Raw genomic sequence first — 23,154 nt, forward strand, 5'->3', positions numbered from 1 at the left:
TCAGAGCTCGACCCAGCGGCTGCTGATCGCCCTGCGGCGGTAGCGGACCGTGAAGCGGATCGACCCCGTCGGCTCGGCGGCGATCGCGAAGAACCCCACCTCGTCGAGGCCGGTCGTCCAGCTCTGTCCGTCTGTGGTCTCGACGACGACCTCGACGGACCCCAGGTCACGGTCGAAGTCGAGCAGCTGGCCGCGCACCTGGCCCCCATCGAGCTCGGCGTCGAGCGACCAGCCCTCCGCAGCGGTGAAGTAGAGGATCCGGGACGTGCCCAGCCCCCTCACCTGGGCGGCAGGCTCGTCGGCCGAGTCGCGCACCAGGACGAGCAGCTCCCACTCGGCGTCGAGGTCGACGGCCGCCACGACGGCGATCATCGTCGGGATCAGGTCGGGCGGCGGCGGGTCGTAGGTCGTCCACATGGCTCGCAGCTCCTCGAGGAGAGCGGCATCGTCACCGGTGGTCATCGCTCGCCTCCTCTCATCAGGGCGGATCGGACCTTGGCCAGGCACCGCGCCCGTGTGGGCCCGATGCTCCCGACAGGCATGTCGAGCTCCTGGCTCAGGGACTGGTAGTCGGGTCGGTCCATGAAGGCCACGACCCTCAGGAGCTTGCGGCACCGTTCGTCGACGGACGCCACGGCTCCCCACAGCCGTGCCGCCTCGTCGTCACGCTGGGCGATCGCCTCCGCCGACTCCGCGTCCGGGAGCACAGCGTGCAGCGTCTCGTCCTCCACCGGGGCCGCACGGCGTGCGGTCCGGGCGTGGGCGGCTGCGCCGCGCCTGGCTGAGGTGATCAGCCAGGACGCGACCGCCTTGGGGTCCTCGATGGTCTGGTGGAGCCGCACGAATCCCAGCCAGGTCGCCTGGATCACGTCCTCGGCCGACTGTCGGTCGTGCCCGTATGCCCTCACCACGTGCCAGAGCACCGGTGTCATCGCGGCAACCAGCTCGTCCACCGCACCGGCGTCCCCTGCACGCCAGGCGATGAACGCCCCACTGGCCATGTCCCACGGTGACTGGTCGGGCTGCCCCTCAGCCCTTCGGTCCTCTGACATGGTGACCATTGTCCCCATGTCTTCACAGGAGGCGGCACGCGCCGTGCTGATACGTCCCGGCCGGATTTCTTTTTGCCGGGCCGATCGCGACTAGAACATCAGGGTCGCGAAGGTCGCCGTCTGCTCGAAGCCGACACGGGCGTACGCCGCTCGCGCGGGCGTGTTCCACTCGTTGACGTAGAGCGAGACCACCGGCGCCATGCCCGAGCCGAGGACCTGCGCGACCACGGCGGCCATCCCGCTCACCGCGAGCCCCTCGCCCCGGCGGTCGGGTCGCACCCACACCCCCTGCACCTGGGCGGCGTACGGGGTGACGCAGGCGATCTCGGCCTTGAAGACCACCCCGGCCTCGTCGAAGCTCGCCATCGACCAGCCGCGACCGATGAGCTGCTGCACGCGGGCGCGGTAGAGGTCGCCGCCGCCGGCGTCGTTCTCCGGGGAGACCCCGACCTCCTCGGTGTACATCGCCACGCAGGCCGGGTAGAGCAGCTCGAGGTCGCCGGGGGTCGTGAGGCGCACGTCCGTGGCGGGCGCGACCTCGGGCACGTGGTCGATCTCGAGGTGGGGCTGGCGCAGGCGCACCTCGCGCGGGCGGGTCCACCGCGGCTCGAGGACCTCCCAGAGCGCGGAGACGACATCGCTCGGGCCCACGATCGTGCCGACGTGGCCACGACGGCGCAGTGCCGCGTCGGCAAAGACACCGACGTCGTCGGGCGTGCACTGCACCGGGACCAGGTTGGCGCCCAGGTGGCAGCCGGCGACGAGCTCGTCGCCGTCGAACCGGCCCCAGACCTGCCCGCCGAGCCAGCGCTCGTCGAGGTTGGTCAGGCGCGCGCGGTAGTCGGCGAAGACGTTGACCACCGGGTCCTGCTCCGCGAGCGCGACGAACCGGTCCCGGTCGCCCGGGCCCAGCACGCGCACGTGTCCTAGTCCGCGGGTCCTCAGCACGCTGTGAGCCTAGGGCCGTGGCGGTCACCGCACCCGTCGGACCACGGGATGGGCGTCAGCTGACGCTGACGGAGGCCTCGGAGCCCTCGACCGGTTCCATGCCCTCGGCGAGGCGCAGGGCCTCCTCGATGAGGGTCTCCACGATCTGCGACTCCGGGACGGTCTTGATGACCTCGCCCTTGACGAAGATCTGGCCCTTGCCGTTGCCGGAGGCGACGCCGAGGTCGGCCTCGCGGGCCTCGCCCGGGCCGTTGACGACGCAGCCCATGACGGCGACGCGCAGCGGCACCTCCATGCCCTCGAGGCCGGCGGTGACCTCCTCGGCGAGCTTGTAGACGTCGACCTGCGCACGACCGCAGCTCGGGCACGAGACGATCTCGAGGCGACGCGGCTTGAGGTTGAGCGACTCCAGGATCTGGAGGCCGACCTTGACCTCCTCGACCGGCGGCGCGGACAGCGAGACGCGGATCGTGTCGCCGATGCCCTTGCTGAGCAGGTGGCCGAAGGCGACCGAGGACTTGATCGTGCCCTGGAAGGCGGGGCCGGCCTCGGTGACGCCGAGGTGCAGCGGCCAGTCGCCGGCCTCGGCGAGCAGCTCGTAGGCGCGGACCATCACGACGGGGTCGTTGTGCTTGACCGAGATCTTGAAGTCGTGGAAGTCGTGCTCCTCGAACAGGCTCGCCTCCCAGACAGCCGACTCGACCAGCGCCTCGGGCGTGGCCTTGCCGTACTTGTCCATGATCCGCTTGTCGAGCGAGCCGGCGTTGACGCCGATGCGGATCGAGGTGCCGCGGTCCTTGGCGGCCCGCGCGATCTCCTTGACCTGGTCGTCGAACTTGCGGATGTTGCCGGGGTTGACCCGGACCGCCGCGCAGCCGGCGTCGATCGCCGCGAAGACGTACTTCGGCTGGAAGTGGATGTCGGCGATGACCGGGATCTGCGACTTCTGCGCGATCGCCGGCAGCGCGTCGGCGTCGTCCTGGCTCGGGCACGCGACGCGGACGATGTCGCACCCGGTGGCGGTGAGCTCCGCGATCTGCTGGAGCGTGGCGTTGACGTCGGAGGTGAGCGTCGTGGTCATCGACTGCACCGAGATCGGCGAGTCGCTGCCGACCCCCACGGAGCCGACCTTGATCTGGCGGGTCTTGCGACGCGGAGCGAGGACGGGGGGCGGGAGGGCAGGCATGCCGAGGCCGACGGCGGTCATGGCCCCCATCGTACGGGCCGGGGCGTCAGGTCCTCCCGCCGCGGTTGCGTCGGCCGGGGCGGTGAACGGGACACACGCAGAGGCGTACGCCGCTCAGCTCAGGCGCAGCGGCACGACGATGTCGGCCACGATGAGCACGACGCCCATCACGAGCATCGCCAGCCCCACGACGTACGCCACGGGCAACAGCTTGGCGACGTCGACGTGCCCAGGGTCGGGACGTCCGCGCAGCCGGGCGACGCCGCGCTTGGCGCCCTCGTAGAGGGCACCGGCGATGTGGCCGCCGTCGAGCGGCAGCAACGGCACGAAGTTGAACATGCCGATGAAGAAGTTGAAGCTCGCGATGAGGAAGAGCAGCGTGACGATCTTCTCGGTCAGCGGGAAGGCCTCGCTGGAGGCTGCCTCGCCGGCGAACCGGCCACCACCGACGATCGAGACGGGGCTCTCGGGATCGCGCTCCTGGAGCCCCACGATCGCGCGGCCGACCTCGTAGACCTTGACCGGCAGCTGGGCCAGCGCCTGGGCGGTCTCGACCGTCATCGTGCCCATCTGCTTGGTGGTGTAGAGCACACCGCCGGTCTCGAGCCGCGTCACGGGCTGCACGCCGAGGAAGCCGACCTCGGTGAGGGTCTCGTCCTCCAGCGAGGTCTGGCGCAGCGTGACGGTCGTGTTGGTCGTGAGCGTGAGCTGCTCGTCGCCGCGGCGCACCTCGAGGACCGCGTCACCATCGGCGTTGCCGCGGATCTGCGACTGGAAGCTGTCCCAGTCCCTGAAGGGGGTGCCGTTGAAGCTGAGGATCTCGTCGCCCGGCTGGAGGCCGGCCTCCTTGGCGGGCGTCGGCGGGTCCTCGGCCGTGCAGTCGCGCGGCAGCTCCTCGACCGGGATCACGCACTCGGGCACGCCGGCGACGGTGGGCTCGACGACCTCGTCGCGCGGATTGCCGTAGGTCGCGAAGAGCAGCACGAAGAGCGAGAAGGCGATGGCGATGTTGACCATCGGGCCACCCGCCATCACGATCACCTTCTTCCACCACGGCAGGCGGTAGAAGAGCCGGTCGGTGTCGTGCTGCTTGACGTACTCCCACTCAGCGGCGCGCGCGTCGGAGATCAGCTGCGTGAACATGCCGGTGTTGGATCGGCGCACCTTGTGCACCGCGTCGCCGTTCTCGTCGTACGTCGTCTCCTCGACGAGGCCCTCGGCGCCCGGGGGGAGCATCCCGACGATCTTGACGTAGCCGCCGAGCGGGATGGCCTTGACGCCGTACTCGGTCTCGCCGATCTGCTTGCTCCACACCGTCGGCCCGAAGCCGATGAACCACTGCGGGACCTTGCAGCCGAACTTCTTGGCCGGCACGAGGTGACCGAACTCGTGGAGCCCGATCGAGACCAGGATCGACAGCACGAAGGCGACGACACCCAGGGTGTAGAGGAGGGCGGTCATGCAGGCAGGTCCTTCGGGTGCGGGGCTGGCTGGGGCGGAGTGCGGGGAGGGCTCAGATCAGGGCTGCCGGATCAGTTCGGAGGCCTCGGCACGCGCCCAGGCATCGGCGGCGAGGACGTCGTCCACCGTGAGGTGCTGCTTCGATGGTACGTCGTGGGCGGCCAGGACCTGCGAAACCGTGGCCACGATGTCGGGAAAACGGAGCCGGCCCTGGTGGAAGGCGTCGACGGCCACCTCGTTGGCGGCGTTGTAGACCGCTGGGGCGGTCCCGCCCCGCTCGCCTGCAGTGCGGGCGAGGGTGACGGCCGGGAAGACCTCGTCGTCGAGCGGCTCGAAGCGCCAGTCGGCCGCCTTCGTCCAGTCGATCGGGGTCTCCGCGTCGGGCACCCGGTCCGGCCACCCCATGCCGAGCGAGATCGGCACGAGCATCGTCGGCAGGCCCAGCTGGGCGACGACCGCACCGTCGACGAACTCGACCATCGAGTGGATCAGCTGCTGCGGGTGCACGACCACGTCGATGCGGTCGAAAGGGACGTCGAAGAGCAGGTGCGCCTCGATCACCTCGAGCCCCTTGTTGACCAGGGTCGCGGAGTTAATGGTGATCACCCGGCCCATCGAGAAGTTCGGGTGGGCCAGCGCCTGCTCGGGCGTGACGTCGGCGAGCTCGGCGGCGCTGCGGCCGCGGAACGGACCGCCCGACGCGGTCAGCACGAGTCGGCGTACCTCCCCGGCGCTGCCGGCGCGCAGGCTCTGCGCGATGGCGCTGTGCTCGGAGTCGACGGGCACGATCTGCCCGGGACGGGCCCGCTCCCGGACCAACGGGCCGCCGATGATGAGCGACTCCTTGTTGGCCAGCGCGAGCGTGGTGCCGGCGTCGAGGGCGGCGAGCGTGGGGCGCAGGCCGACCGCGCCGGTGATCCCGTTGAGCACCACGTCGCACGGACGGGCGGCCGCCTCGGTCGAGGCCTCCTCCCCCAGCCCGGAGAACGTCGGGCCGAACTCCTCGACCTGCGCGGCGAAGAGGTCGGGGTTCGACCCGCCGGCGGTCAGTCCGACCACGCGGAACCGGTCGGGGTGGGCGCGGACGAGGTCGAGGGCCTGGGTGCCGATCGACCCGGTCGAGCCGAGGATCACGATGTCGCGGACAGTCACGGCGCCAGTGTGGCAGGGCGGTGCGCTCGCCCGGCTGCCCCCGACCCGGTCAGGCCTCCGGCGCGTCGAACGACCACAACCTCAGCGGGCCGACCTCGACGAGCGTGCCGCCCGGGGGCGCCGACGGCACCTGGTCGTCCGACGCGCCGAGGGCGGTCAGCACCGTCAGCGCAGACTCGCCGCGGCGGGCCAGCACCGCGTCACCGGCGACGTCGGCGCAGCCGGCCGGGTCGGTGCGACCGGCCCGCATCGCGACGTCCCACGCCACCTCGTCACCACCAGCCGCCAGGACGACGCCCGCCGCCGTCGCCGAGAGCCGCACCTTCGCCGAGGGGCTCGGGGACTCGTCGTACGACGCCACGCCGCCGACGCGGGCCACCGCGAGGGCGGCGACGACCGCCGTCTCCGCCGGCAGCCGGCCGAGCGCGACCTCATCACCCACCTCGACGCCGAAGGCGCGCAGCACCCCGGCGCAGGCCGCGACCTCGGTGAGCAGCCGGGCAAAGGTGTGGTCGGTGCCGTCGATGACGAGCGCGACGTCGTCGGCGCGACCGCGGATCACCGGCAGGTCGAGCGCGACGTAGCAGGCGTTCAGGGTGCCGGGATCACCGTCGGCAGGCGTGCGGAACCACGCGACGTCCACCATCGCTCAGACCAGCCCGTTGTCGGCGGTCGCAGCCGGCTTCTCCGGCGTCCGGAGCCAGGCCTGGAAGAACGAGGTGAGGTCCTGACCGCTGACGCGCGCGGCCAGCGCCTCGAACTCCGCGCTCGAGCCGTTGCCGCCCCGCTGCTCGCGGATCCAGGTGCGCAGCACCTCCCAGAAGACCTGGTCGCCCACGCGGTTGCGCAGCGCCTGGAGCGTCATCGCGCCGCGGCCGTAGACCGCCGGGTCGAAGACGCGCTCGGCGCCCGGGTCACCGACGACGACGTCCCAGAATCCCGAGCCGGCGCCGACGCCGTCGTAGTAGCTGCGCAGCGTCTCCGCGCCGGAGCGACCGCCGTGGGTCTCGGTCCAGCGCCACTCCATGAAGCTGGCGAAGCCCTCGTTGAGCCAGATGTCGCGCCAGTGCTGGACCGCGATGTCGTCGCCGAACCACTGGTGCGCGAGCTCGTGCACGACGAGGCTGACGTAGCTGCCGCCGACGGCCGGGTAGGTCGGACGGGTCTGGTTCTCCAGCGCGAAGCCCGGGGCGAGGCCCGTGGTGAGACCGCCGACGACGGAGAACGGGTAGTCGCCGAGGTCCTTCTCCAGTGCGGCCACGACCTCCGGGGTCCGCTTCATCAGTCGCATGCTGGCTCGCTGGTCGCGCGGGCTGAGCAGCTCCGAGACCGCCACCAGCCACGGCAGGCCACGGTGCGTGCCCTTCTCGATGGCGAAGTCGCCGGCGGCGAAGAAGGCGAGGTAGGGCACCATCGGCTCGTCGGCGCGCCAGTGCCAGGTGGTCCACCGCTTGCCGACCTCACGACCCTTGAGCTCGCCGTTGGAGACCACCTCGCGACCCCGGGGCACCTGCACCCTCACGTCGACGAGCGCCTTGTCGAGCGGGTGGTCGTTGGCCGGGAACCACCACGGCGCCATGTGCGGCTCGTTCATCGTCACGACCTCGCGCGATCTGGCCAGCCAGTTGCGCTCCCCGGCGTAGCCGTGCCGGCCCGGCTTGTCGGCGTACGTCACCACGACGCGGTGCTCCGTGCCCGCAGCCAGCGGCTGTGCCGGGGTGATCCGGAGCTCGTGGCCGCCGTCCGTCTTCGCGTACGCCGCCCGCTCACCGTCTACGGTAATCTTCGAGACGTCGAGCAGGAAGTCCAGCGAGAAGCTCCGCAGGTCCTGCGTGGCGGTGAGCTCGATCCGCGTGCGGCCGCTGAGCCGCTTGGTCGCCAGCACGTAGCGGTGCGAGATGGCGTACGACGCCACGTCGATGCCGCCGTTGCCGTCGAGCGGCCAGTAGGGGTCGCCGATGCCGGACGCCCCGTCGACCGGCTCCGACGTGCGTGCGTTCGCCGTGGCACCGGTGAGCCCGACCGCCAGGGCGCCGACCAGCGAGGCGGCGAGCACGGTCCGAGAGAGAGTTCGCATGGGCACTCCCCGAACCTAGCGCGTGCCGGGTCCGGACAAATGCGTTGCGCAGCCCGGGCCACGTCCTCGACGATGGCCACGGCGTCCCGCCCTCGTCGTGCTGCCCGCACGCCGTGCCCGTCGTGAAAGGAGCCGTGACATGTCGATCACTGTCCTCGGCCTGCCCGCCGACCACCTTTCACACACACGGAGCACCCGCCTTGTCGCACGACATGCACCCACGATTCCCGGAGGACTTCCTCCGGCCTGACGACCGCGCGCCCCTCGAGGGGATCGACGCGTCGTTCGTCTTCGACTACGACACCTACGCCGACGAGCTCGGCGAGGGCCAGCGCTGGTCGCGCTGGGAGGACCTCGAGGCCCTGATGCGCGGCCCCGAGCCGCGACCCGACTGGGTCGTGACCTCCAACGGCGCGATCGACACCGACCTCGGCGTCCTCAAGACCGGCAAGGAGGCCGACGTCTTCCTGCTCGAGCGCGCCGACCCGCACCGCCCCGACGGCGCGGTCGTGATGGCCGCCAAGCGCTACCGCGACACCGACCACCGCACCTTCCACCGGGCCGCGGCCTACACCGAGGGTCGCTCGATGAAGCGCTCGCGCGACGAGCGCGCCCTCAAGCGGAAGTCGACCTGGGGCCGGCAGGTCGCGGCCGGCGAGTGGGCGATCTCGGAGTGGAACGCGCTGCGCCGCTGCTGGGAGCTCGGCCTGCCGGTCCCCTACCCCGTGCAGATCGACGAGACCGAGATCCTCATGGAGTGGGTCACCCACACCGTCGACGGGGAGGTCGGGACCGCGCCGCGGGTGGCCCAGGTCCGCCCCGGGCGGACCGTCGTCGAGGGCTACTACGACCAGCTCCGCGACGCCCTCGCCACGATGGTGCAGGCGGGGATCGTGCACGGCGACCTGTCGCCCTACAACACCCTCGCCGCCGGCGACCGGCTCGTCATCATCGACCTCCCGCAGGTGGTCGACCTGGTGGGCAACCCGCGCGGCATGGACTTCCTGCTGCGCGACTGCGCCAACATGTGCGCCTGGTTCCGCTCGCGCGGGCTCGATGTCGACGAGCAGGAGCTGTTCGGGGAGCTGATGGCGCACGCCTTTTGAAGTCGTCGCTGTCCCTTGAGTCGCTGAGTGACTCAAGGGACAGGCACATAGGTTGTGCGCGTGAAGCACACCCGAGGTCGCGTCGTCGACGTGACCACCCTCGACGACCTCGACCGCCGGCTCGCGGGCGGCGCCCGATCGCTCGCGGGCTGGCGGCTGGTCCGGCTCGACCTCACCGACCGGGCCGGGGCGCTGCTCGACCGCTCGGTCGAGGAGGCGCTCTTCCTGGGCTGCACCTTCGGCGACGGGGACGCCGAGGCCGTCCAGCGCGCCGGCGGCGTGGTGCTGCCGACCATCCCCGACGCCCCGGTCGACCCCTACCGCGCGTCGCTCTACGCACCGCGCGAGCTCTACGACACCCCGCACTACCGCGACTCCCTCGACGCCAGGGCGTACGCCTGGTCGCAGGGCCACGCCGGGACCGACGACCAGCTCGCGATGGACCTGCACGACCACTCCGTCGACGTGGCACTGGCCGCCTGGCTCCGCGGGCGCTCGGTGGTCGGCGTGATGGGCGGGCACGCCCTCGAGCGCGGGAGCGAGCAGTACGCCGCCGCGGCCCACCTCGGCCACGGCCTGGGCTCGGCCCTGACGGTCGCGACGGGCGGCGGTCCGGGTGCGATGGAGGCCGCCAACCTCGGCGCCTTCCTCGCCGAAGAGCCGGCAACGGCCGTCGACGACGCGCTGGCACGCCTCGCGACCGCGCCGTCGTTCCGCCACGACATCGGCGCCTGGGCGCGCACCGCCTTCGAGGTCCTGGACTCCCACCCGGGCCACGACTCCCTCGGCGTGCCGACCTGGCACTACGGCCACGAGCCGCCCAACCCGTTCGCCACCGCGATCGCGAAGTACTTCCGCAACGCCACGCGCGAGGCGATCCTGCTGGAGGTGTGCGACGCCGGCATCGCCTTCCTGCCCGGGGCGGCCGGCACCGTCCAGGAGGTCTTCCAGGACGCGTGCGAGAACTACTACGGCGACCCCTCGACCATCGCGCCGATGGTGCTGGTGGGCGTACGCCACTGGACCGAGGACGTGCCCGCGTGGCCGCTCCTGCAAGCCTTGGCGCGGGGGCGCGCCATGGAGCCGCACGTCCACCTCGTCGACAGCCTCGAGGAGGCTGTCGCGGCGATCCGGCTCAGCCGGCGCGACGACGGCCCGCAGCCGGGGCGCTGACGTCGCGGTAGTGGCCCAGCAGGAGGTCGTTGACCGCCTGCCAGGTGCGGCCCTGCACGCTGCGGCGGGCGGCGAGCGACATCCGCCGTCGCAGCACCGGACGGGTCACGAGCCGCTCGACGTGGGCGACCAGCTCCCCGGCGTCACCGGGCTCGTAGAGGTAACCGGCGACCGTGTCCTCGACGACGTCGACCAGTCCCCCGGCCCGCGGCGCCACGACCGGTACGCCGCTGGCGAGCGCCTCCTGCGCGGACTGGCAGTAGGTCTCGTGCCGCCCGGTGTGCACGAAGACGTCGAGCGTGGCGTACGCCCGGGCGAGCTCGTCGCCGTGCAGCACCCCGAGGAACGCGGCTCGCGGCAGCAGCTGGCGCAGGCGAGCCTCCTCGGGGCCGCCGCCGACCAGCACCAGGCGGGTGCCGGGGAGCCGGTCGACGTGCACGAGCAGCTCCAGCTCCTTCTCCGCGGCGAGTCGGCCGACGTAGCCGACCAGCACCTCGCCGTCCGGGGCGAGCTCGGCGTGCAGCACCTCGTCCCGCCTGCCGGGCTCGAAGAGCTCCTGGTCCACGCCACGGGGCCAGCGCACGAGGTCCGGGACGCCGAGCCGGCGCAGCTGCTCGATGCTCGCGGTCGACGGCGCGAGCGTGCGGTCCACCCCGAGGTGGATGCGGCGGGTGAGCGACTCCATCGCGCGGGCGCCACCGGGGACGGCGTACCTGTCCGCGAAGCCGACCAGGTCGGTCTGGTAGATCGCGACGGTCGGGATGCCGAGCGAGCGCGCGGCGCGCACCGCCTGGTAGCCGAGCGTGGCCGGCGAGGCGACGTGCACGACGTCCGGGCGGAAGCGCTCCATCACCGCGCGGAGCCGGCGCCGCGTCTCGAGGCCGATCCGGAAGTCGGCGTAGAACGGCAGGCTCGCCCCGCGCGCGTGGATGACCGGGAAGCCGGCGTACGTCGCCGGGCCGGTCGGCGCCACCAGCTCGGCCTCGTGGCCCTCGGCCGCGAGGTGCTCCAGCACCCGGCGCACGGAGTTGGTGACGCCGTTGACCTGGGGCAGGAAGGACTCGCTGACCACCAGCACACGCAGGCGCGGCTCCGAGGTCGGCGCGAGGACGGGAGCGGGGAGGTACGTCGGGGCGGGGCGGCTGCGACGCCGCCTCTCGAGCAGGTCCATGCCGCGGACGCTAGGGAGCGCGCCGCAACGCACGCCCCGCCCCGAGGGGCCGACACGTGAACGCTCCGCGACGCGGCGGTGCGCCCGGGCTGGCTACTCCTTGGCGGCCAGCTGGCCGCAGGCACCGTCGATCTCGCGACCGCGCGTGTCACGGACCGTCGTCGAGATGCCCTTGCCCTCGAGCCGCCGCACGAACTCGCGCTCGTCAGCCGGGTCGGAGGCGGTCCACTTCGACCCCTCGACAGGGTTGAGCGGGATCAGGTTGACGTGCACCCAGCCCCAGTCGCCGTAGGAGTTGAGCACGTCGCCCAGCAGGTCGGCGCGCCACGCCTGGTCGTTGATGCCGCGCATCATCGCGTACTCGATCGAGACCCGGCGCTTGGTGACGCGGGCGTAGTCCCACGCCGCCTCGACCGTCTCGGCGACCGAGAAGCGGGTGTTGATCGGGACCAGCTCGTTGCGCAGCTCGTCGTCCGGTGCGTGGAGGCTCAGCGCGAGGGTGACCGGGATGCCCTCATCTGTCAGCTGACGGATGCGGGGCACCAGGCCGACGGTGGAGACGGTGATGCCACGGGCGCTCATGCCGAGGCCGGCGGGAGCGGGGTCGGTGAGGCGGCGTACGGCACCGATGACGGCCTTGTAGTTGGCCAGCGGCTCGCCCATGCCCATGAACACGACGTTGGAGACGCGACCGGGACCGCCGGGGACGTCACCGCGAGCCATCGTGCGCGCACCGGCGACGACCTGCTCGACGATCTCGGCGGTCGACATGTTGCGCTGGAGCCCACCCATGCCGGTCGCGCAGAAGGGGCACGCCATGCCGCAACCGGCCTGGCTGGACACGCAGACCGTGGCGCGGTCGGGGTAGCGCATCAGCACGGACTCGACGAGCGCGCCGTCGAAGAGCTTCCACAGCGTCTTGCGCGTGGTGCCCTTGTCGGCCTCCATGGTGCGCAGCGGCGTCATCAGGTCCGGCAGGAGCGCGGACACGAGGTCGTCGCGCTGGCCGGCCGGCAGGTCGGTCATCTGCTCCGGGTCGTCGACGAGGCGTCCGAAGTAGTGGGTGGAGAGCTGCTTGGCGCGGAAGCCCGGCAGGCCCATCTCCTCGAGGAGCGCCTTGCGGCCCGGCTCGTCGAGGTCGGCGAGGTGCCGCGGCGGCTTCTTGCGCCCGCGGGGCTCGTCGAAGACGAGCGGCAGCGTCTTGATCGGCTCGGGGGCCGCATGGGGAGTGGAGTCGGACATCGCGTCGATCCTCCCATCTTGGGCCACGACCGGTCGATTCAGCGGCTCAGGCGTCGACCATGAAGTAGAGCACCAGCGAGGCCACGCCCAGGACGACGAGCGCGGTCACCACCATCCCGACGAACATGAACTGCGCGAAGCGGCGCGTCTTGCGCTTGACCAGCATCGCGATCGGCAGCGCCAGTGCGAGCAGCACGAAGGGGAAGAGCTTCTCCGCGGTGTCGTAGTCGAAGAGCAGCCGCAGCAGACCGGCGAAGGCGCCGGGAAGCGCGGTGACGAAGAGCATGCCGGCGAAGAAGCCGGTGATGCCGGCGAAGGTCGGGTGGCTGTGGTGCCACCACCCGAGACGCTCGCCCTGCTCCGCCTCGGACTCCCGGGCCTGTTCGGTCTCCACGGGACCAGCCTAGGTGCTCCGGTGCGGTCAGCCCGACGGGGCACGCGGTGGTCGTCGAGGTCGGTCGTCTTCTCAGGTGTCGACGGTCAGCAGGTCAGGCATCGCGAGCGACTCCCACCGATCGAGGTCGGGCGGCTGCCCGGTCAGCTCGGCCACCACCAGGGTCCAGGCGGTGCCGTGCCCCACGAGGACCACGTCCTCGTCACCGTGCACGTCCAGCACGCGGCGTACGGCGGGGACGACCCGCTCGCGGCACGCGGTCAGCGGCTCCCACCCGGCGAGGGCCGGCACGTCGGGCCGGGCAAACGCGCGACGCACCGCGGCCGGGAAGTCCTCGACCCACTCCCCGTCCGCTCGTGCTCGCGCAGCTGCGGCAGCACGCCGACCTGCGCGTCGGTGAGCAGCTGAGCGGTCTGCACCGCCTTCGGCTCCGGTGAGGTGAACCACGCGGCACGTGCCGGCAGGCGACCGGAGGCACGCAGCGCCCACACGTCGTCGTACGCGCCTGCGTCGAGGTCCCACTCCGCGGCGGGGACGCCGCGCGTCATCGCCGGGCGGCCGTGGCGGACGAGGTGGAGCGTCAACGCCGGCCTCAGAAGACGAGGTAGTAGAGGACCAGCCAGATCGGCGCGACCGTCGCGAGCAGCGAGTCGAGGCGGTCCATCAGCCCGCCGTGGCCGGGGATGACCTGGCTCATGTCCTTGATGCCGAGGTCGCGCTTGATCACCGACTCGCAGAGGTCGCCGAGCGTGGCCATCACTGCGGCGATGATCCCGAGCAGCACGCCGACCCACCAGTCACCCCCGAGGAAGGAGGTGACCAGCCAGGCACCGACGGCGATCGTCGCGACGATCGAGCCGGCGAAGCCCTCCCACGACTTCTTCGGCGAGATCACGGGCGCCATCGGGTGCTTGCCGAACAGCACACCGGCGACATAACCGCCGGTGTCCGAGGCGACCGTGATGGCGATGAAGACGATGATCGCGCGGACGCCGTTGTCGTCGGTGTCGAGGCCGAAGGCCGGGTTGTGGCCGCCCTCGGAGAGCAGCAGCGCGACGAACGAGCCGAGGAACGGGACGTAGACGAGGGTGAAGACCGCCGCGGTGGCGTTCTTGACGTAGCCGTCGACCCCCCGCCGCAGCAGCCACAGCATGATCACCAGCGCCGTCACCGCCGTCGCGGTCACCAGCGCGGGCGCGCCCCAGAAGTAGGCCACGACCACCATCACGACGCCGCCGAGCATGAGCGGCTGCTCGGGGATGTCGATGTCCTTGGCCCCGAGCCCCTTGTGCAGCTCCCAGATCGCCACGACCACGGCCCCTGCCACGATCGCCATGAAGGCGGTCTTCCAGAACAGCAGCGACAGCAGGATCGCCCCGACCAGCACCACGGCGGAGCCGACGGCGGTCGGAAGGTCGCGGCCGGCACGGCCGTGGTCCTTCTTGATCGCCTCGGACGGCGGCTGGGGTTCGCCCGAGGCGGACGGGTCGGAGGAGGTCATGGGTGGATGCTCAGACCTCGAGCAGCTCGGCTTCCTTGTGCTTGAGCAGGTCGTCGATCTTGTCCGTGTGGGTCTTGGTCATCGCGTCGAGGCGCTTCTCCGCACCCGTGACGTCGTCCTTGCCGACCTCGCCGTCCTTCTCGAGCTTCTCCAGGGCCTGCTTGGCGGTGCGGCGGATGTTGCGCACCGACACCCGGCCGTCCTCGGCCTTGCCCTTGGCGAGCTTGATGTACTCCTTGCGCCGCTCCTCGGTGAGCTCGGGGAACACGCAGCGCAGCACCTTGCCGTCGTTGGCGGGGTTGACGCCGAGGTCGGAGTCGCGGATCGCCCGCTCAACCGCCGGCATCGCGCCCTGGTCGAAGACCTGGATCAGGATCGTGCGCGCGTCCTGCGAGGTGAAGCTCGCGAGCTGCTGCAGCGGGGTCTGGGTGCCGTAGTAGTCGGCCGTGATCTTCGCGAACATCGCGGGGTTGGCGCGACCGGCGCGGATCGTGGCGAACTCCTCGCGGGTCGCCTCCACGGACTTGCCCATCTTGGCGTCGGCATCGTTCATGACGTCGTTGATCACAGCGGCTCTCTCTCCTCGTACGTCTGGGTGCGGGTGCGGCGGCCTGCGTCAGGCCGAGGTCACCAGCGTGCCGATCTTCTCACCCCGCACGGCGCGCACGATCGTGCCCGGCGTGGAGAGGTTGAAGAAGACCATGTCCATCTTGTTGTCTCGCGCCATCGCGATGCCGGTGGCATCGGCGACCTTGAGGTCGCGGGCGAGGTACTCGTCGTAGGTCAGGGTGTCGAACTTCACCGCTGCCGGGTTGGTCTTCGGGTCCGAGTCGTAGACCCCGTCGACGCCCTGCTTGCCCATCAGGATGACCTCGCAACGCGTCTCGAGCGCACGCTGGGCGGCGACCGTGTCGGTGGAGAAGAACGGCATGCCGGCGCCGGCGCCGAAGATCACGACGCGGCCCTTCTCCATGTGGCGGATCGCGCGGCGCGGGATGTAGGGCTCGGCGACCTGGCCCATCGTGATGGCGGTCTGCACGCGGGTCTCGACGCCGTGCTTCTCGACGAAGTCCTGGAGCGCGAGGCAGTTCATCACCGTGCCCAGCATGCCCATGTAGTCGGCGCGGGCGCGCTCCATGCCGCGCTGCTGCAGCTCGGCGCCGCGGAAGAAGTTGCCGCCGCCCACGACGATGGCGATCTGCACGCCCGACTTGGCGACCTCGGCGACCTCGGCGGCCAGTGCGTTGATGACGTCGAGGTCGAGCCCGACCTCACCGCCGCCGAACACTTCACCGGAGAGCTTGAGGAGGACTCGGTTGTAGGCCGTCACTTGGTTCCCTTCGCACACACACGCGGTCGGCGAGAAACCTACCGGCCGCGGACCTCGCCGGTCGAACCCACACACCCCGAGGTGTGCCGGGAGATGCCGCAGGGGCCCGTACGCCAGGCGTACGGGCCCCTGTCGGGTGCTGGGGTGGAGCGGGTCAGGCGCCGACCTCGAAGCGGGCGAACCGCTTCACGGTGGTGCCGGCCGCGTCGAGGACGGCCTTGACCGACTTCTTCGACTCGGTGACCGACTCCTGCTCGAGCAGGACGATCTCCTTGAAGAACCCGCCCAGGCGACCCTCGACGATCTTCGCGATCGCCTGCTCGGGCTTGCCCTCCTCGCGGGTCTTCTGCTCGGCGATGGAGCGCTCGGACTCGACGACGTCGGCGGGGACCTCGTCGCGGGTGAGGTACTGGGCCTTCATCGCGGCGATCTGCATCGCGGCGGCGCGAGCGGCGGTCTCGTCACCCTCGAACTCGACGAGCACGCCGACGGCGGGCGGCAGGTCGGCGGCACGCTTGTGCATGTAGGTGACGGTGGTGCCCTCGAAGTAGGCGACCTCGCCCAGCTCGATCTTCTCGCCGATGGTGATGGCCAGGTCCTCGACGACCTCGCCGACGGTCTTGCCGTCGAGCTCGGCGGCCTTCAGCGCCGCGGTGTCGGCGGCCTTGACCTCGTTGGCGACCTCGGCGATCTGCTGCGCCTTGGCGATGAAGTCCTCGTTCTTGGCGACGAAGTCGGTCTCGCTCTTGAGCTCGACCAGCGCGTTGCCGGCGGTGGCGACGAGGCCGGCGGCGGTCTCGCGCTCGGCGCCGCGGGCGGCGGCCTTGGCGGCACCCTTGACGCGGAGCAGCTCGACGGCCTTGTCGAAGTCGCCGTCGGACTCGGTCAGCGCCTTCTTGCAGTCCATCATCCCGGCCTGGGTCAGCTCACGGAGCTTCTTGACGTCAGCAGCGGTGAAGTTGGCCATGGTCCCTCTTCCTTGGTGTCAGGGGCCCGGCTCCGGGATCGGGGTCAGATCGGGGCGGAGTGCGGGCGGTGGGTGGAACGAACAGCACGGCGGCCGGTCGCGGGCAGGACCCGCGACCGGCCGACCGCGATCAGTTCTTCTTCTCGGCCTCGGCGGGGGCCTCGGTCGCAGCCTCGGCCTCGGCCTCGACGGGAGCCTCGGTGGCCTCGGCCGCGGGGGCCTCGGTCTCGGCGGGCGCCTCGGTCTCGGTGGCCTCGGCCGCGGGGGCCTCGGTCGCGGCGTCGGCGGCAGCCTCGGCCGCGGGGGCCTCGGAGGACGCGCCGGTGGCCTCGGAGGCCGGGGTCTCGGCGGCGGCGTCACCGGTGGCGGCCGCGGCCGTCTTCTCGGCGTCGCCCTCGAGGAGCTCGCGCTCCCACTCGGCGAGGGGCTCCTCGGCACCGACGGTCGCGTCGGCGTCGCCGCCCTTGGCACCCGAGCGGGCGATGAGGCCCTCGGCGACGGCGTCGGCAACCACGCGGGTCAGCAGGCCGACCGCGCGGATGGCGTCGTCGTTGCCCGGGATCGGGAAGTCGACGAGGTCGGGGTCGCAGTTGGAGTCGAGGATGCCGATGATCGGGATCCGCAGCTTGCGCGCCTCCTCGACGGCGAGGTGCTCCTTGTTGGTGTCGACGATCCACACCGCGGAGGGGACCTTCGTCATCTCACGGATGCCGCCGAGGGTCTTCTCGAGCTTGGTGTGCTCCCGCTTCATCTGCAGGAGCTCCTTCTTCGTGCGACCCGAGCCGGCCACCGTCTCGAAGTCGACGTCGTCGAGCTCCTTGAGGCGGTTGATCCGCTGGTGCACGGTCTGGAAGTTGGTGAGCATGCCGCCGAGCCAGCGCTGGTTGACGTAGGGCATGCCGACGCGGGTGGCCTGCTCGGCGATGGCCTCCTGGGCCTGCTTCTTGGTGCCGACGAACATCACGACGCCACCGCGGGCGACGGTCTCCTTGACGAAGGCGTAGGAGCGGTCGATGTAGGCGAGCGACTGCTGCAGGTCGATGATGTAGATGCCGTTGCGCTCGGTCATGATGAAGCGCTTCATCTTGGGGTTCCAGCGACGGGTCTGGTGACCGAAGTGGACGCCGCTCTCGAGCAGCTGGCGCATGGTGACGACTGCCATGGGTTCTCCTGTGGTGACGGAGGCGCTCGCCGTTGTGCCCGACCTTGTCGCAGGTGCGGACCGGGAGCGTGACTCCTGTTGGTTTCAGTTGCTGCGCCCGACGGGTGCCGGGAGCCCTGACGTCCACGCGCCGGTCCGATCCGCGCCCGCTCCGATGGACCTGGAGCTGGTGCAGAACTGAGGGCCGACGCCCACGGGTGACTCGGGACCAGGGATGCATCCCGACGTGGCCGGTGGACGTGCGAAGTCAGTCCATGAGGACTGCTCCGGACATCGTAGGCCACGGATTCGGCACGCGGCGAATCCGCTGCGGACGTCCTCGCGCGAGCGTGGGCCACGCGTGGATCCGGGGCCACGGATCGTCCACAGCCCGGGCCCCGGGACGCTCGTCCACAGGCGTGGTCCGGGCCGCTGTCGCCCGGAGCCCGAGCGCGCCAGCATCGGCGGATGCGACCCGTCGTCGGTGCCCTCCTGCTCGCCCTGGTCCTCGGCCTCCCCTCCCCCTCGGGCCTCTCGCCCGCCGCGGCTGCTCCCGAGCAGCCGGTCGGGGTCTGGCCCCTCGACCCCGAGCCGGAGGTCGTGCAGGGCTTCTCGCCGCCCCCGCACCCGTACGCCCCGGGCCATCGCGGCGTGGACCTGGCCGGGCGTCCCGGACAGCCGGTGCTAGCGGCCCTCGCCGGCACGGTGGGCTTCGCGGGGTCGATCGCAGGCAAGCCGGTCGTGACCGTGCGGCACGGAGGTCGGCGTACGACCTACGAGCCGGTCGTCGCATCGGTCTCGCGTGGCGACGAGGTGGCGACCGGCGACGTGCTCGGACGCCTCGTGGTGACGGACAGCCACTGCTTCCCCGTCGCGTGCCTGCACTGGGGACTGATCGAGGGCACCGGCGCCGAGGAGGAGTACGCCGACCCGCTGACACTGGTCGGCGGGGGCCCGGTGCGCCTGCTGCCGCTGTGGCGCGAGGAGCCGGTGTCCGTGCGGGTCCCGTGGACTCCCCCGATGGGGCGCTGGAGGCGTCCGCTGGACTTCCTTGCCTGAGCAGGCAGCGTCGGGTCCGGCCTACGCCTCAGACCTCAGGCGCGCGGGTGGGCCTGCTGGTAGGCCTTGCGGAGCCGGTCGGTGGTGACGTGGGTGTAGAGCTGCGTGGTGGCCAGGGAGGCGTGGCCGAGCAGCTCCTGCACCGAGCGCAGGTCCGCCCCGCCCTCGAGGAGGTGGGTGGCGGCGGTGTGCCGCAGCCCGTGGGGCCCGATGTCCGGCGCGCCCGGGACGTCGGCGATGCGGCGGTGGACCAGGTCGCGGACCGCCCTCTGGTCGATGCGGCGGCCCCGCACGCCGAGGAACAGCGCCGGTCCGGAGCCCTCGACCCGCAGCGACGGACGGCCGGCGGCGAGCCAGCGCTCGACCGCCCGGCCCGCGGGGACGCCGTAGGGGACGGCACGCTCCTTGCGGCCCTTGCCGAAGACCCGCACGACCCGCCGCTCGGCGTCGACGTCGTCGATGTCGAGGCCGACCAGCTCGCCCACCCGGATCCCGGTGGCGTAGAGCAGCTCCACCATCGCCACGTCCCGCAGCCCGACCGGGGTGCCGTCGTCGGCCAGGTCGGCCACCGAGCGGATGAGTGCCTGGGCCTCGTCGGCACGCAGCACCGGCGGCAGCGTCTTGTGCTTCTTCGGCGACCCCAGCGCGGCGCCCGGGTCGGTCGGCACCCGGCCGGTGCGGTGCAGCCAGGCGGTAAACACCCGGGCGGCCGTGGCCCGCCGCGCGATCGTCGTACGGCTCCGGCCCGTGGTCTGCAGGCGCGCCAGCCAGCTGCGCAGCGCGCGGAGGTCCAGGTCGGCGACGTCGTCGATGCCCAGGCGCCCGCAGTGGTCGAGCAGGCCGGAGACGTCGCCGAGGTAGGCCCGCACCGTGTGCGGGGCCAGGTCTCGCTCGGAGACGAGGTGGCGCTCGTAGTCGCCGAGGAGCCGGACGAAGGGCTCCGGCAGGCCTTCGGGCTCCGCCTGCTCCGCTGCCCGATCCTCGTCCACGCTCCGATCCTAGGCGCGGCACACCTCCTCATCCGGCACCTGCGAGTCGCCACCCACCGTCGACGGCGCACACGAAGCCCGCCTTCTCGAGGCGTCGCAGCGTCGGGTCGGCGTCGCGGACGTGGACGTCGCTCAGGCGGGCGATCGAGTCGACCTCGGCGGGCCTGCTGACGGGCACCCACTCCAGCACCCGCCGCTCGACCGACGACAGCCGGTCGCGCGGGCGCTCAGGCCCGCGCGGGTCGACCACGAGGTGCTCGCCGGACTCGCCCACCACCTCGAGCACCTCCGAGCCGTGCGTGACCAGCGTGGCGGTGCTGCGCCGGAACCAGTGGTGCACGCCCTGGGAGGTGTAGCTCGTGACGGGTCCGGGCACGCACATCACATGGCGGCTGAGCCCCTCGGCCCAGGCGACGGTGTTCAATGCTCCGCTGCGCAGCGCGGCCTCGACCAGCACGGTCCCCCGGGTGAGGGCCGCGATGAGCCGGTTGCGGGCGAGGAAGCGGATGCGGGTGGGGGCCGACCCGGGCGGCTGCTCCGAGACCACCGCGAACTCGGCGGCGAGGTGGGCCAGCAGGCGGCGGTTCTGCTCGGGGTAGACCCGGTCGACCCCGCAGGCCAGCACGGCGACCGACGCCCCGCCGGCCAGCAGCGCGGCGTCGTGGGCGACGAAGTCGATGCCCTTGGCGCCGCCCGAGACCACGGGCACCCCTGCGCCCGCGAGGTGCCCGGCGACACCTCGGGTGACCTCGGCACCGTAGGTGGAGGCGGAGCGCGACCCCACGACGGCGACCGAGGCGGCGAGCGCGGTGAGGGGCATCGGTCCCCTGACCCAGATCCCCGGTGGGGTGCCGCCGAGCTCCTGGACCTCAGCCCCGTGGTCGAGGTCGTCGAGCCCCACTGGCCACTCCGGGTCGCCGGGGACCAGGAACCGGATGCCGCAACGCGCCGCCTGCTCGAGCTGTCGGGCGGGGTCGACGACCGACAGGCGCTCGGCCAGCCCGCTGCCGGGCTTGGGCACCAGCTGGACCTCCAGCGCCCGGCGTGCGCCCAGCTGGCGGACCAGCGACGAGGTGGTGCGGTCGCCCGGCTCCACGCCGCAGCTGAGCACCACACGGGCCAGGCGGTCGTCCTCTCTCACCGGGCTGCTCACCGTGGTGCTCACCGGGGTGCTCCCCGCTCTGCTCAGCGGGCTCACGAGGCGGCTGCCGTCACCACGCGGGCGGGGAGGGTGCAGGCGGAGCTGCTGGAGCGCAGGGCCAGCGCGAGCGTCGCCTCCGCGACACCCGGGCGCGGCACACCAGCACAGTCGGCCACGGTCCACGCGAGGCGCTGGACCCGGGTGAGACCCCGGCGGGTGAGCGTCCCGTCGCCCAGCTGGTCGTCGACGAGTCGCTGGGCGTCGGGCTCCAACGGCCACCTCTCGGCGAGGACCGGGCCGGGCACGGACGCGTTGACCAACCAGGCGCAGTCGCGGAACCGCCGCGCCTGACGCATCCGGGCGTCCTCGACGCGGGCCCTGACGTCGGCCGACGACTCCGGAGCCGGTCCGAAGCCCTGGCCGCGCGGACCCAGCTGGGGACGCACCTCCATCCAGATGTCGACGCGGTCGAGGATCGGCCCGCTGAGCTTGCGCTGGTAGTGGGATCGCTGGACCTCGGTGCAGTCGCACGCCTGCGGCGCCTGCGCGTGGAAGTTGCCGCACGGGCACGGGTTGGCGGCGAGCACGACGAGGGACCGGGCGGGGTAGGTGGCGGACTCGTCGCCGCGGGCGATGGTCACCTCCCCGGACTCCAGCGGCTGGCGCATCGCCTCGATGACGTCGGTGCGGAAGTGGGGGAACTCGTCGAGGAAGAGCACCCCGTGGTGGGCCAGGCTCACCTGCCCGGGGTGCACACGTCCCGACCCGCCGCCCAGGACGCTCGCCGCCGACGCACCGTGGTGGGGCGCGAACCACGGTGGGCGGCGCAGCAGGCCGGCCCCCTGCGGCAGGATGCCAGCCACCGAGTGCAGCGCGGACACCTCGAGCGACTGCTCGGTGGTCAGGTCGGGCAGGATCGTCGGGATCCGCTCGGCGATCGATGTCTTGCCGGTGCCGCGGGGCCCGACCAGCATCAGCGGGTGTCCGCCCGCGGCCGCGACCTCGACGGCGTAGCGGACGTCCTCGAGTCCGTCGAGGTCGCGCAGGTCGAGGTCGTCGAGGCGGTCCTCGCCGCGCCAGGTGGCCAGCGGGCTGCCCGACGGCCCAACCACCGGAGGCGCCTGGGGCACCTCGGCGCCGCGCAGCACGGCGGAGACCTGGGCGAGTGAGCGCACGCCGAACACGGTCATGCCCGGGACCAGCCCGGCCTCGGCCGCCTGTGGCTCCGGCACGAAGACCCGGGTGATGCCGTGGGAGGCCGCGGCGATGACCATCGGGAGCACCCCCGGCACCGGGCGGAGGCCGCCCGAGACGGAGAGCTCGCCGACGAAGGCCCATCCCTCGAGGAGGTCGGGGGTGAGGTCCTTGTGGGACTTGTCGGCCGCCATCACCGCGACGGCGATGGCGAGGTCGTAGTGGGTGCCGCCCTTGGGCAGGTCGGCCGGCGAGAGCAGGATCGTGACCCGCTTGGTGGCCGGGAACCGGCCGCAGTCGTTGTTGATCGCCATCCGCACGCGGTCGCGGGCCTCGGACAGGCTCTTGTCGACCCGGCCGACCAGTGTGGTGCCGACGACGCCCGGCGAGACGTCGACCTGCACGTCGATCACGTGCCCGTCCGGCCCCTTGAGGGCCAGCGACCGTGCCGTCGCGAAGGCCATCAGCCGATGCCTTCCACGTGCTCGACCTCGACCGGGCGACCCGGCGGGGCCAGGACGCCGACCATGTCGATGCGGATGTCCTCGGGGTGGCAGTCATGGACCCGGAGCCACCGCGCGGCGAGGCGTCGCAGCCGCGCCACCTTGGCCGGCGTGACTGCCTCGAGCGGGTCGCCGTAGTCGGTCGAGGTGCGGGTCTTCACCTCGCAGATCACCAGGACCGCGCCGTCGCGCAGGACGAGGTCGATCTCCCCGGCGTCGCAGCGCCAGTTGCGGTCGACGAGCACCAGGCCCAGGCGCGTCAGGTGGCGGGCGGCGATGGTCTCGCCGCGCTCGCCGAGCAGGCGTCGGTGCTCGGCGGCAGGGTCGGGCGCGAAGGGTGAGGCGGCTGCGGTGCGGGCCATCGTGG

At 72.1% G+C, this 23,154-nt stretch carries 25 protein-coding genes; 3 read left to right on the plus strand and 22 right to left on the minus strand.

Annotated features, from left to right (window positions below; genetic code table 11):
* The 8 genes from CFI00_RS15400 to CFI00_RS15435 all read right to left on the minus strand — a co-directional run bounded on the left by CFI00_RS15400 (window position 1) and on the right by CFI00_RS15435 (window position 7,876).
* Window positions 1–462 (minus strand): hypothetical protein, encoded by a 462-nt coding sequence (locus tag CFI00_RS15400; RefSeq protein WP_207081963.1) that lies wholly within the window; start codon window positions 460–462, stop codon window positions 1–3.
* Window positions 459–1,052, minus strand: coding sequence for a sigma-70 family RNA polymerase sigma factor (locus CFI00_RS15405; RefSeq protein ID WP_207081964.1), 594 nt, complete (start codon window positions 1,050–1,052; stop codon window positions 459–461). Before CFI00_RS15405 ends, CFI00_RS15400 begins: the two co-directional genes overlap by 4 nt.
* 90 nt (window positions 1,053–1,142) lie before the next feature.
* Window positions 1,143–2,000 (minus strand): GNAT family N-acetyltransferase, encoded by an 858-nt coding sequence (locus tag CFI00_RS15410; RefSeq protein WP_242532427.1) that lies wholly within the window; start codon window positions 1,998–2,000, stop codon window positions 1,143–1,145.
* Window positions 2,001–2,055: 55 nt separating this feature from the next.
* The gene (gene ispG / locus CFI00_RS15415) at window positions 2,056–3,207 is read right to left on the minus strand and encodes a flavodoxin-dependent (E)-4-hydroxy-3-methylbut-2-enyl-diphosphate synthase (RefSeq protein ID WP_207081965.1); all 1,152 of its coding nucleotides are present in this window, start codon (window positions 3,205–3,207) and stop codon (window positions 2,056–2,058) included.
* Between the two features lie 93 nt (window positions 3,208–3,300).
* Window positions 3,301–4,647, minus strand: a complete 1,347-nt coding sequence (locus CFI00_RS15420; RefSeq protein WP_207081966.1) for a M50 family metallopeptidase — start codon at window positions 4,645–4,647, stop codon at window positions 3,301–3,303.
* A 57-nt stretch (window positions 4,648–4,704) separates the two neighbouring features.
* Window positions 4,705–5,799, minus strand: a complete 1,095-nt coding sequence (gene dxr, locus CFI00_RS15425; protein WP_207081967.1) for a 1-deoxy-D-xylulose-5-phosphate reductoisomerase — start codon at window positions 5,797–5,799, stop codon at window positions 4,705–4,707.
* Window positions 5,800–5,848: 49 nt separating this feature from the next.
* Window positions 5,849–6,445 (minus strand): AMP-binding protein, encoded by a 597-nt coding sequence (locus CFI00_RS15430; protein ID WP_207081968.1) that lies wholly within the window; start codon window positions 6,443–6,445, stop codon window positions 5,849–5,851.
* Window positions 6,446–6,448: 3 nt separating this feature from the next.
* The gene (locus CFI00_RS15435) at window positions 6,449–7,876 is read right to left on the minus strand and encodes a M1 family metallopeptidase (RefSeq protein ID WP_207081969.1); all 1,428 of its coding nucleotides are present in this window, start codon (window positions 7,874–7,876) and stop codon (window positions 6,449–6,451) included.
* A gap of 212 nt (window positions 7,877–8,088) precedes the next feature.
* On the opposite strand from CFI00_RS15435, the gene CFI00_RS15440 reads away from it, so the two are divergent.
* Complete coding sequence (locus CFI00_RS15440; RefSeq protein WP_207081970.1) at window positions 8,089–8,982, plus strand: RIO1 family regulatory kinase/ATPase; 894 nt, start codon at window positions 8,089–8,091, stop codon at window positions 8,980–8,982.
* A 60-nt stretch (window positions 8,983–9,042) separates the two neighbouring features.
* On the plus strand, window positions 9,043–10,155 hold the full coding sequence (locus CFI00_RS15445) for a Rossmann fold nucleotide-binding protein (protein WP_207081971.1): 1,113 nt from the start codon (window positions 9,043–9,045) through the stop codon (window positions 10,153–10,155).
* On the opposite strand, the gene CFI00_RS15450 is transcribed toward CFI00_RS15445, so the two are convergent.
* From CFI00_RS15450 to rpsB, 10 genes are all read right to left on the minus strand, one after another.
* A complete protein-coding gene (locus CFI00_RS15450; RefSeq protein WP_242532428.1) occupies window positions 10,118–11,326 on the minus strand; it encodes a glycosyltransferase family 1 protein in 1,209 nt (402 codons plus the stop codon). The two genes, CFI00_RS15445 and CFI00_RS15450, sit on opposite strands and share 38 nt — an antisense overlap.
* Before the next feature lie 93 nt (window positions 11,327–11,419).
* Window positions 11,420–12,568, minus strand: coding sequence for a 23S rRNA (adenine(2503)-C(2))-methyltransferase RlmN (rlmN, locus tag CFI00_RS15455; RefSeq protein ID WP_207081972.1), 1,149 nt, complete (start codon window positions 12,566–12,568; stop codon window positions 11,420–11,422).
* Window positions 12,569–12,614: 46 nt separating this feature from the next.
* Window positions 12,615–12,962: a hypothetical protein gene (locus CFI00_RS15460; RefSeq protein ID WP_207081973.1), complete on the minus strand. Its 348-nt coding sequence runs from the start codon at window positions 12,960–12,962 to the stop codon at window positions 12,615–12,617.
* A 72-nt stretch (window positions 12,963–13,034) separates the two neighbouring features.
* Entirely contained in the window at window positions 13,035–13,253 is a 219-nt protein-coding gene (locus CFI00_RS15465; protein WP_242532429.1) for a histidine phosphatase family protein, read from the minus strand.
* Window positions 13,223–13,546: a hypothetical protein gene (locus CFI00_RS15470; protein WP_207081975.1), complete on the minus strand. Its 324-nt coding sequence runs from the start codon at window positions 13,544–13,546 to the stop codon at window positions 13,223–13,225. Before CFI00_RS15470 ends, CFI00_RS15465 begins: the two co-directional genes overlap by 31 nt.
* Window positions 13,547–13,554: 8 nt before the next feature.
* Window positions 13,555–14,463 carry a phosphatidate cytidylyltransferase gene (locus CFI00_RS15475; RefSeq protein WP_207081976.1) on the minus strand — a complete coding sequence of 303 codons (909 nt, stop codon included), beginning with the start codon at window positions 14,461–14,463 and terminating at the stop codon, window positions 13,555–13,557.
* A gap of 10 nt (window positions 14,464–14,473) precedes the next feature.
* Complete coding sequence (gene frr, locus CFI00_RS15480) at window positions 14,474–15,028, minus strand: ribosome recycling factor (RefSeq protein WP_207085562.1); 555 nt, start codon at window positions 15,026–15,028, stop codon at window positions 14,474–14,476.
* 51 nt (window positions 15,029–15,079) lie between these two features.
* Complete coding sequence (gene pyrH / locus CFI00_RS15485; protein ID WP_207081977.1) at window positions 15,080–15,793, minus strand: UMP kinase; 714 nt, start codon at window positions 15,791–15,793, stop codon at window positions 15,080–15,082.
* 154 nt (window positions 15,794–15,947) lie between these two features.
* Window positions 15,948–16,760 carry a translation elongation factor Ts gene (tsf, locus tag CFI00_RS15490; RefSeq protein WP_207081978.1) on the minus strand — a complete coding sequence of 271 codons (813 nt, stop codon included), beginning with the start codon at window positions 16,758–16,760 and terminating at the stop codon, window positions 15,948–15,950.
* A gap of 130 nt (window positions 16,761–16,890) precedes the next feature.
* Window positions 16,891–17,922 (minus strand): 30S ribosomal protein S2, encoded by a 1,032-nt coding sequence (gene rpsB / locus CFI00_RS15495; RefSeq protein WP_207081979.1) that lies wholly within the window; start codon window positions 17,920–17,922, stop codon window positions 16,891–16,893.
* A gap of 447 nt (window positions 17,923–18,369) precedes the next feature.
* On the opposite strand from rpsB, the gene CFI00_RS15500 reads away from it, so the two are divergent.
* Window positions 18,370–18,960 carry a M23 family metallopeptidase gene (locus CFI00_RS15500; RefSeq protein WP_207081980.1) on the plus strand — a complete coding sequence of 197 codons (591 nt, stop codon included), beginning with the start codon at window positions 18,370–18,372 and terminating at the stop codon, window positions 18,958–18,960.
* A gap of 35 nt (window positions 18,961–18,995) precedes the next feature.
* Here the strand turns inward: CFI00_RS15500 and CFI00_RS15505 are convergent, their stop codons facing one another.
* The 4 genes from CFI00_RS15505 to CFI00_RS15520 are packed head-to-tail and all read right to left on the minus strand — an operon-like array spanning window position 18,996 to window position 23,149.
* Window positions 18,996–19,949, minus strand: a complete 954-nt coding sequence (locus CFI00_RS15505; RefSeq protein WP_207081981.1) for a tyrosine recombinase XerC — start codon at window positions 19,947–19,949, stop codon at window positions 18,996–18,998.
* 28 nt (window positions 19,950–19,977) lie between these two features.
* Complete coding sequence (gene dprA, locus CFI00_RS15510) at window positions 19,978–21,114, minus strand: DNA-processing protein DprA (protein ID WP_207081982.1); 1,137 nt, start codon at window positions 21,112–21,114, stop codon at window positions 19,978–19,980.
* 29 nt (window positions 21,115–21,143) lie between these two features.
* A complete protein-coding gene (locus CFI00_RS15515) occupies window positions 21,144–22,748 on the minus strand; it encodes a YifB family Mg chelatase-like AAA ATPase (protein ID WP_207081983.1) in 1,605 nt (534 codons plus the stop codon).
* Complete coding sequence (locus tag CFI00_RS15520) at window positions 22,748–23,149, minus strand: YraN family protein (RefSeq protein WP_207081984.1); 402 nt, start codon at window positions 23,147–23,149, stop codon at window positions 22,748–22,750. Before CFI00_RS15520 ends, CFI00_RS15515 begins: the two co-directional genes overlap by 1 nt.
* Window positions 23,150–23,154 lie beyond the last annotated feature (5 nt).

The organism is Nocardioides sp. S5 (assembly GCF_017310035.1).
Lineage (GTDB): Bacteria > Actinomycetota > Actinomycetes > Propionibacteriales > Nocardioidaceae > Nocardioides.

Excerpts from the sequence above, each read along its gene's own strand:
- CFI00_RS15440 (WP_207081970.1), top strand. The coding sequence starts at position 8,089 with ATGCACCCACGATTCCCGGAGGACTTCCTCCGGCCTGACGACCGCGCG.
- CFI00_RS15400 (WP_207081963.1), bottom strand. The coding sequence starts at position 462 with ATGACCACCGGTGACGATGCCGCTCTCCTCGAGGAGCTGCGAGCCATG.
- CFI00_RS15475 (WP_207081976.1), bottom strand. The coding sequence starts at position 14,463 with ATGACCTCCTCCGACCCGTCCGCCTCGGGCGAACCCCAGCCGCCGTCC.
- rpsB (WP_207081979.1), bottom strand. The coding sequence starts at position 17,922 with ATGGCAGTCGTCACCATGCGCCAGCTGCTCGAGAGCGGCGTCCACTTC.
- CFI00_RS15515 (WP_207081983.1), bottom strand. The coding sequence starts at position 22,748 with ATGGCCTTCGCGACGGCACGGTCGCTGGCCCTCAAGGGGCCGGACGGG.
- ispG (WP_207081965.1), bottom strand. The coding sequence starts at position 3,207 with ATGACCGCCGTCGGCCTCGGCATGCCTGCCCTCCCGCCCCCCGTCCTC.
- CFI00_RS15520 (WP_207081984.1), bottom strand. The coding sequence starts at position 23,149 with ATGGCCCGCACCGCAGCCGCCTCACCCTTCGCGCCCGACCCTGCCGCC.
- CFI00_RS15430 (WP_207081968.1), bottom strand. The coding sequence starts at position 6,445 with ATGGTGGACGTCGCGTGGTTCCGCACGCCTGCCGACGGTGATCCCGGC.
- tsf (WP_207081978.1), bottom strand. The coding sequence starts at position 16,760 with ATGGCCAACTTCACCGCTGCTGACGTCAAGAAGCTCCGTGAGCTGACC.
- CFI00_RS15405 (WP_207081964.1), bottom strand. The coding sequence starts at position 1,052 with ATGTCAGAGGACCGAAGGGCTGAGGGGCAGCCCGACCAGTCACCGTGG.
- CFI00_RS15420 (WP_207081966.1), bottom strand. The coding sequence starts at position 4,647 with ATGACCGCCCTCCTCTACACCCTGGGTGTCGTCGCCTTCGTGCTGTCG.
- CFI00_RS15450 (WP_242532428.1), bottom strand. The coding sequence starts at position 11,326 with ATGGACCTGCTCGAGAGGCGGCGTCGCAGCCGCCCCGCCCCGACGTAC.
- CFI00_RS15500 (WP_207081980.1), top strand. The coding sequence starts at position 18,370 with ATGCGACCCGTCGTCGGTGCCCTCCTGCTCGCCCTGGTCCTCGGCCTC.
- CFI00_RS15435 (WP_207081969.1), bottom strand. The coding sequence starts at position 7,876 with ATGCGAACTCTCTCTCGGACCGTGCTCGCCGCCTCGCTGGTCGGCGCC.
- rlmN (WP_207081972.1), bottom strand. The coding sequence starts at position 12,568 with ATGTCCGACTCCACTCCCCATGCGGCCCCCGAGCCGATCAAGACGCTG.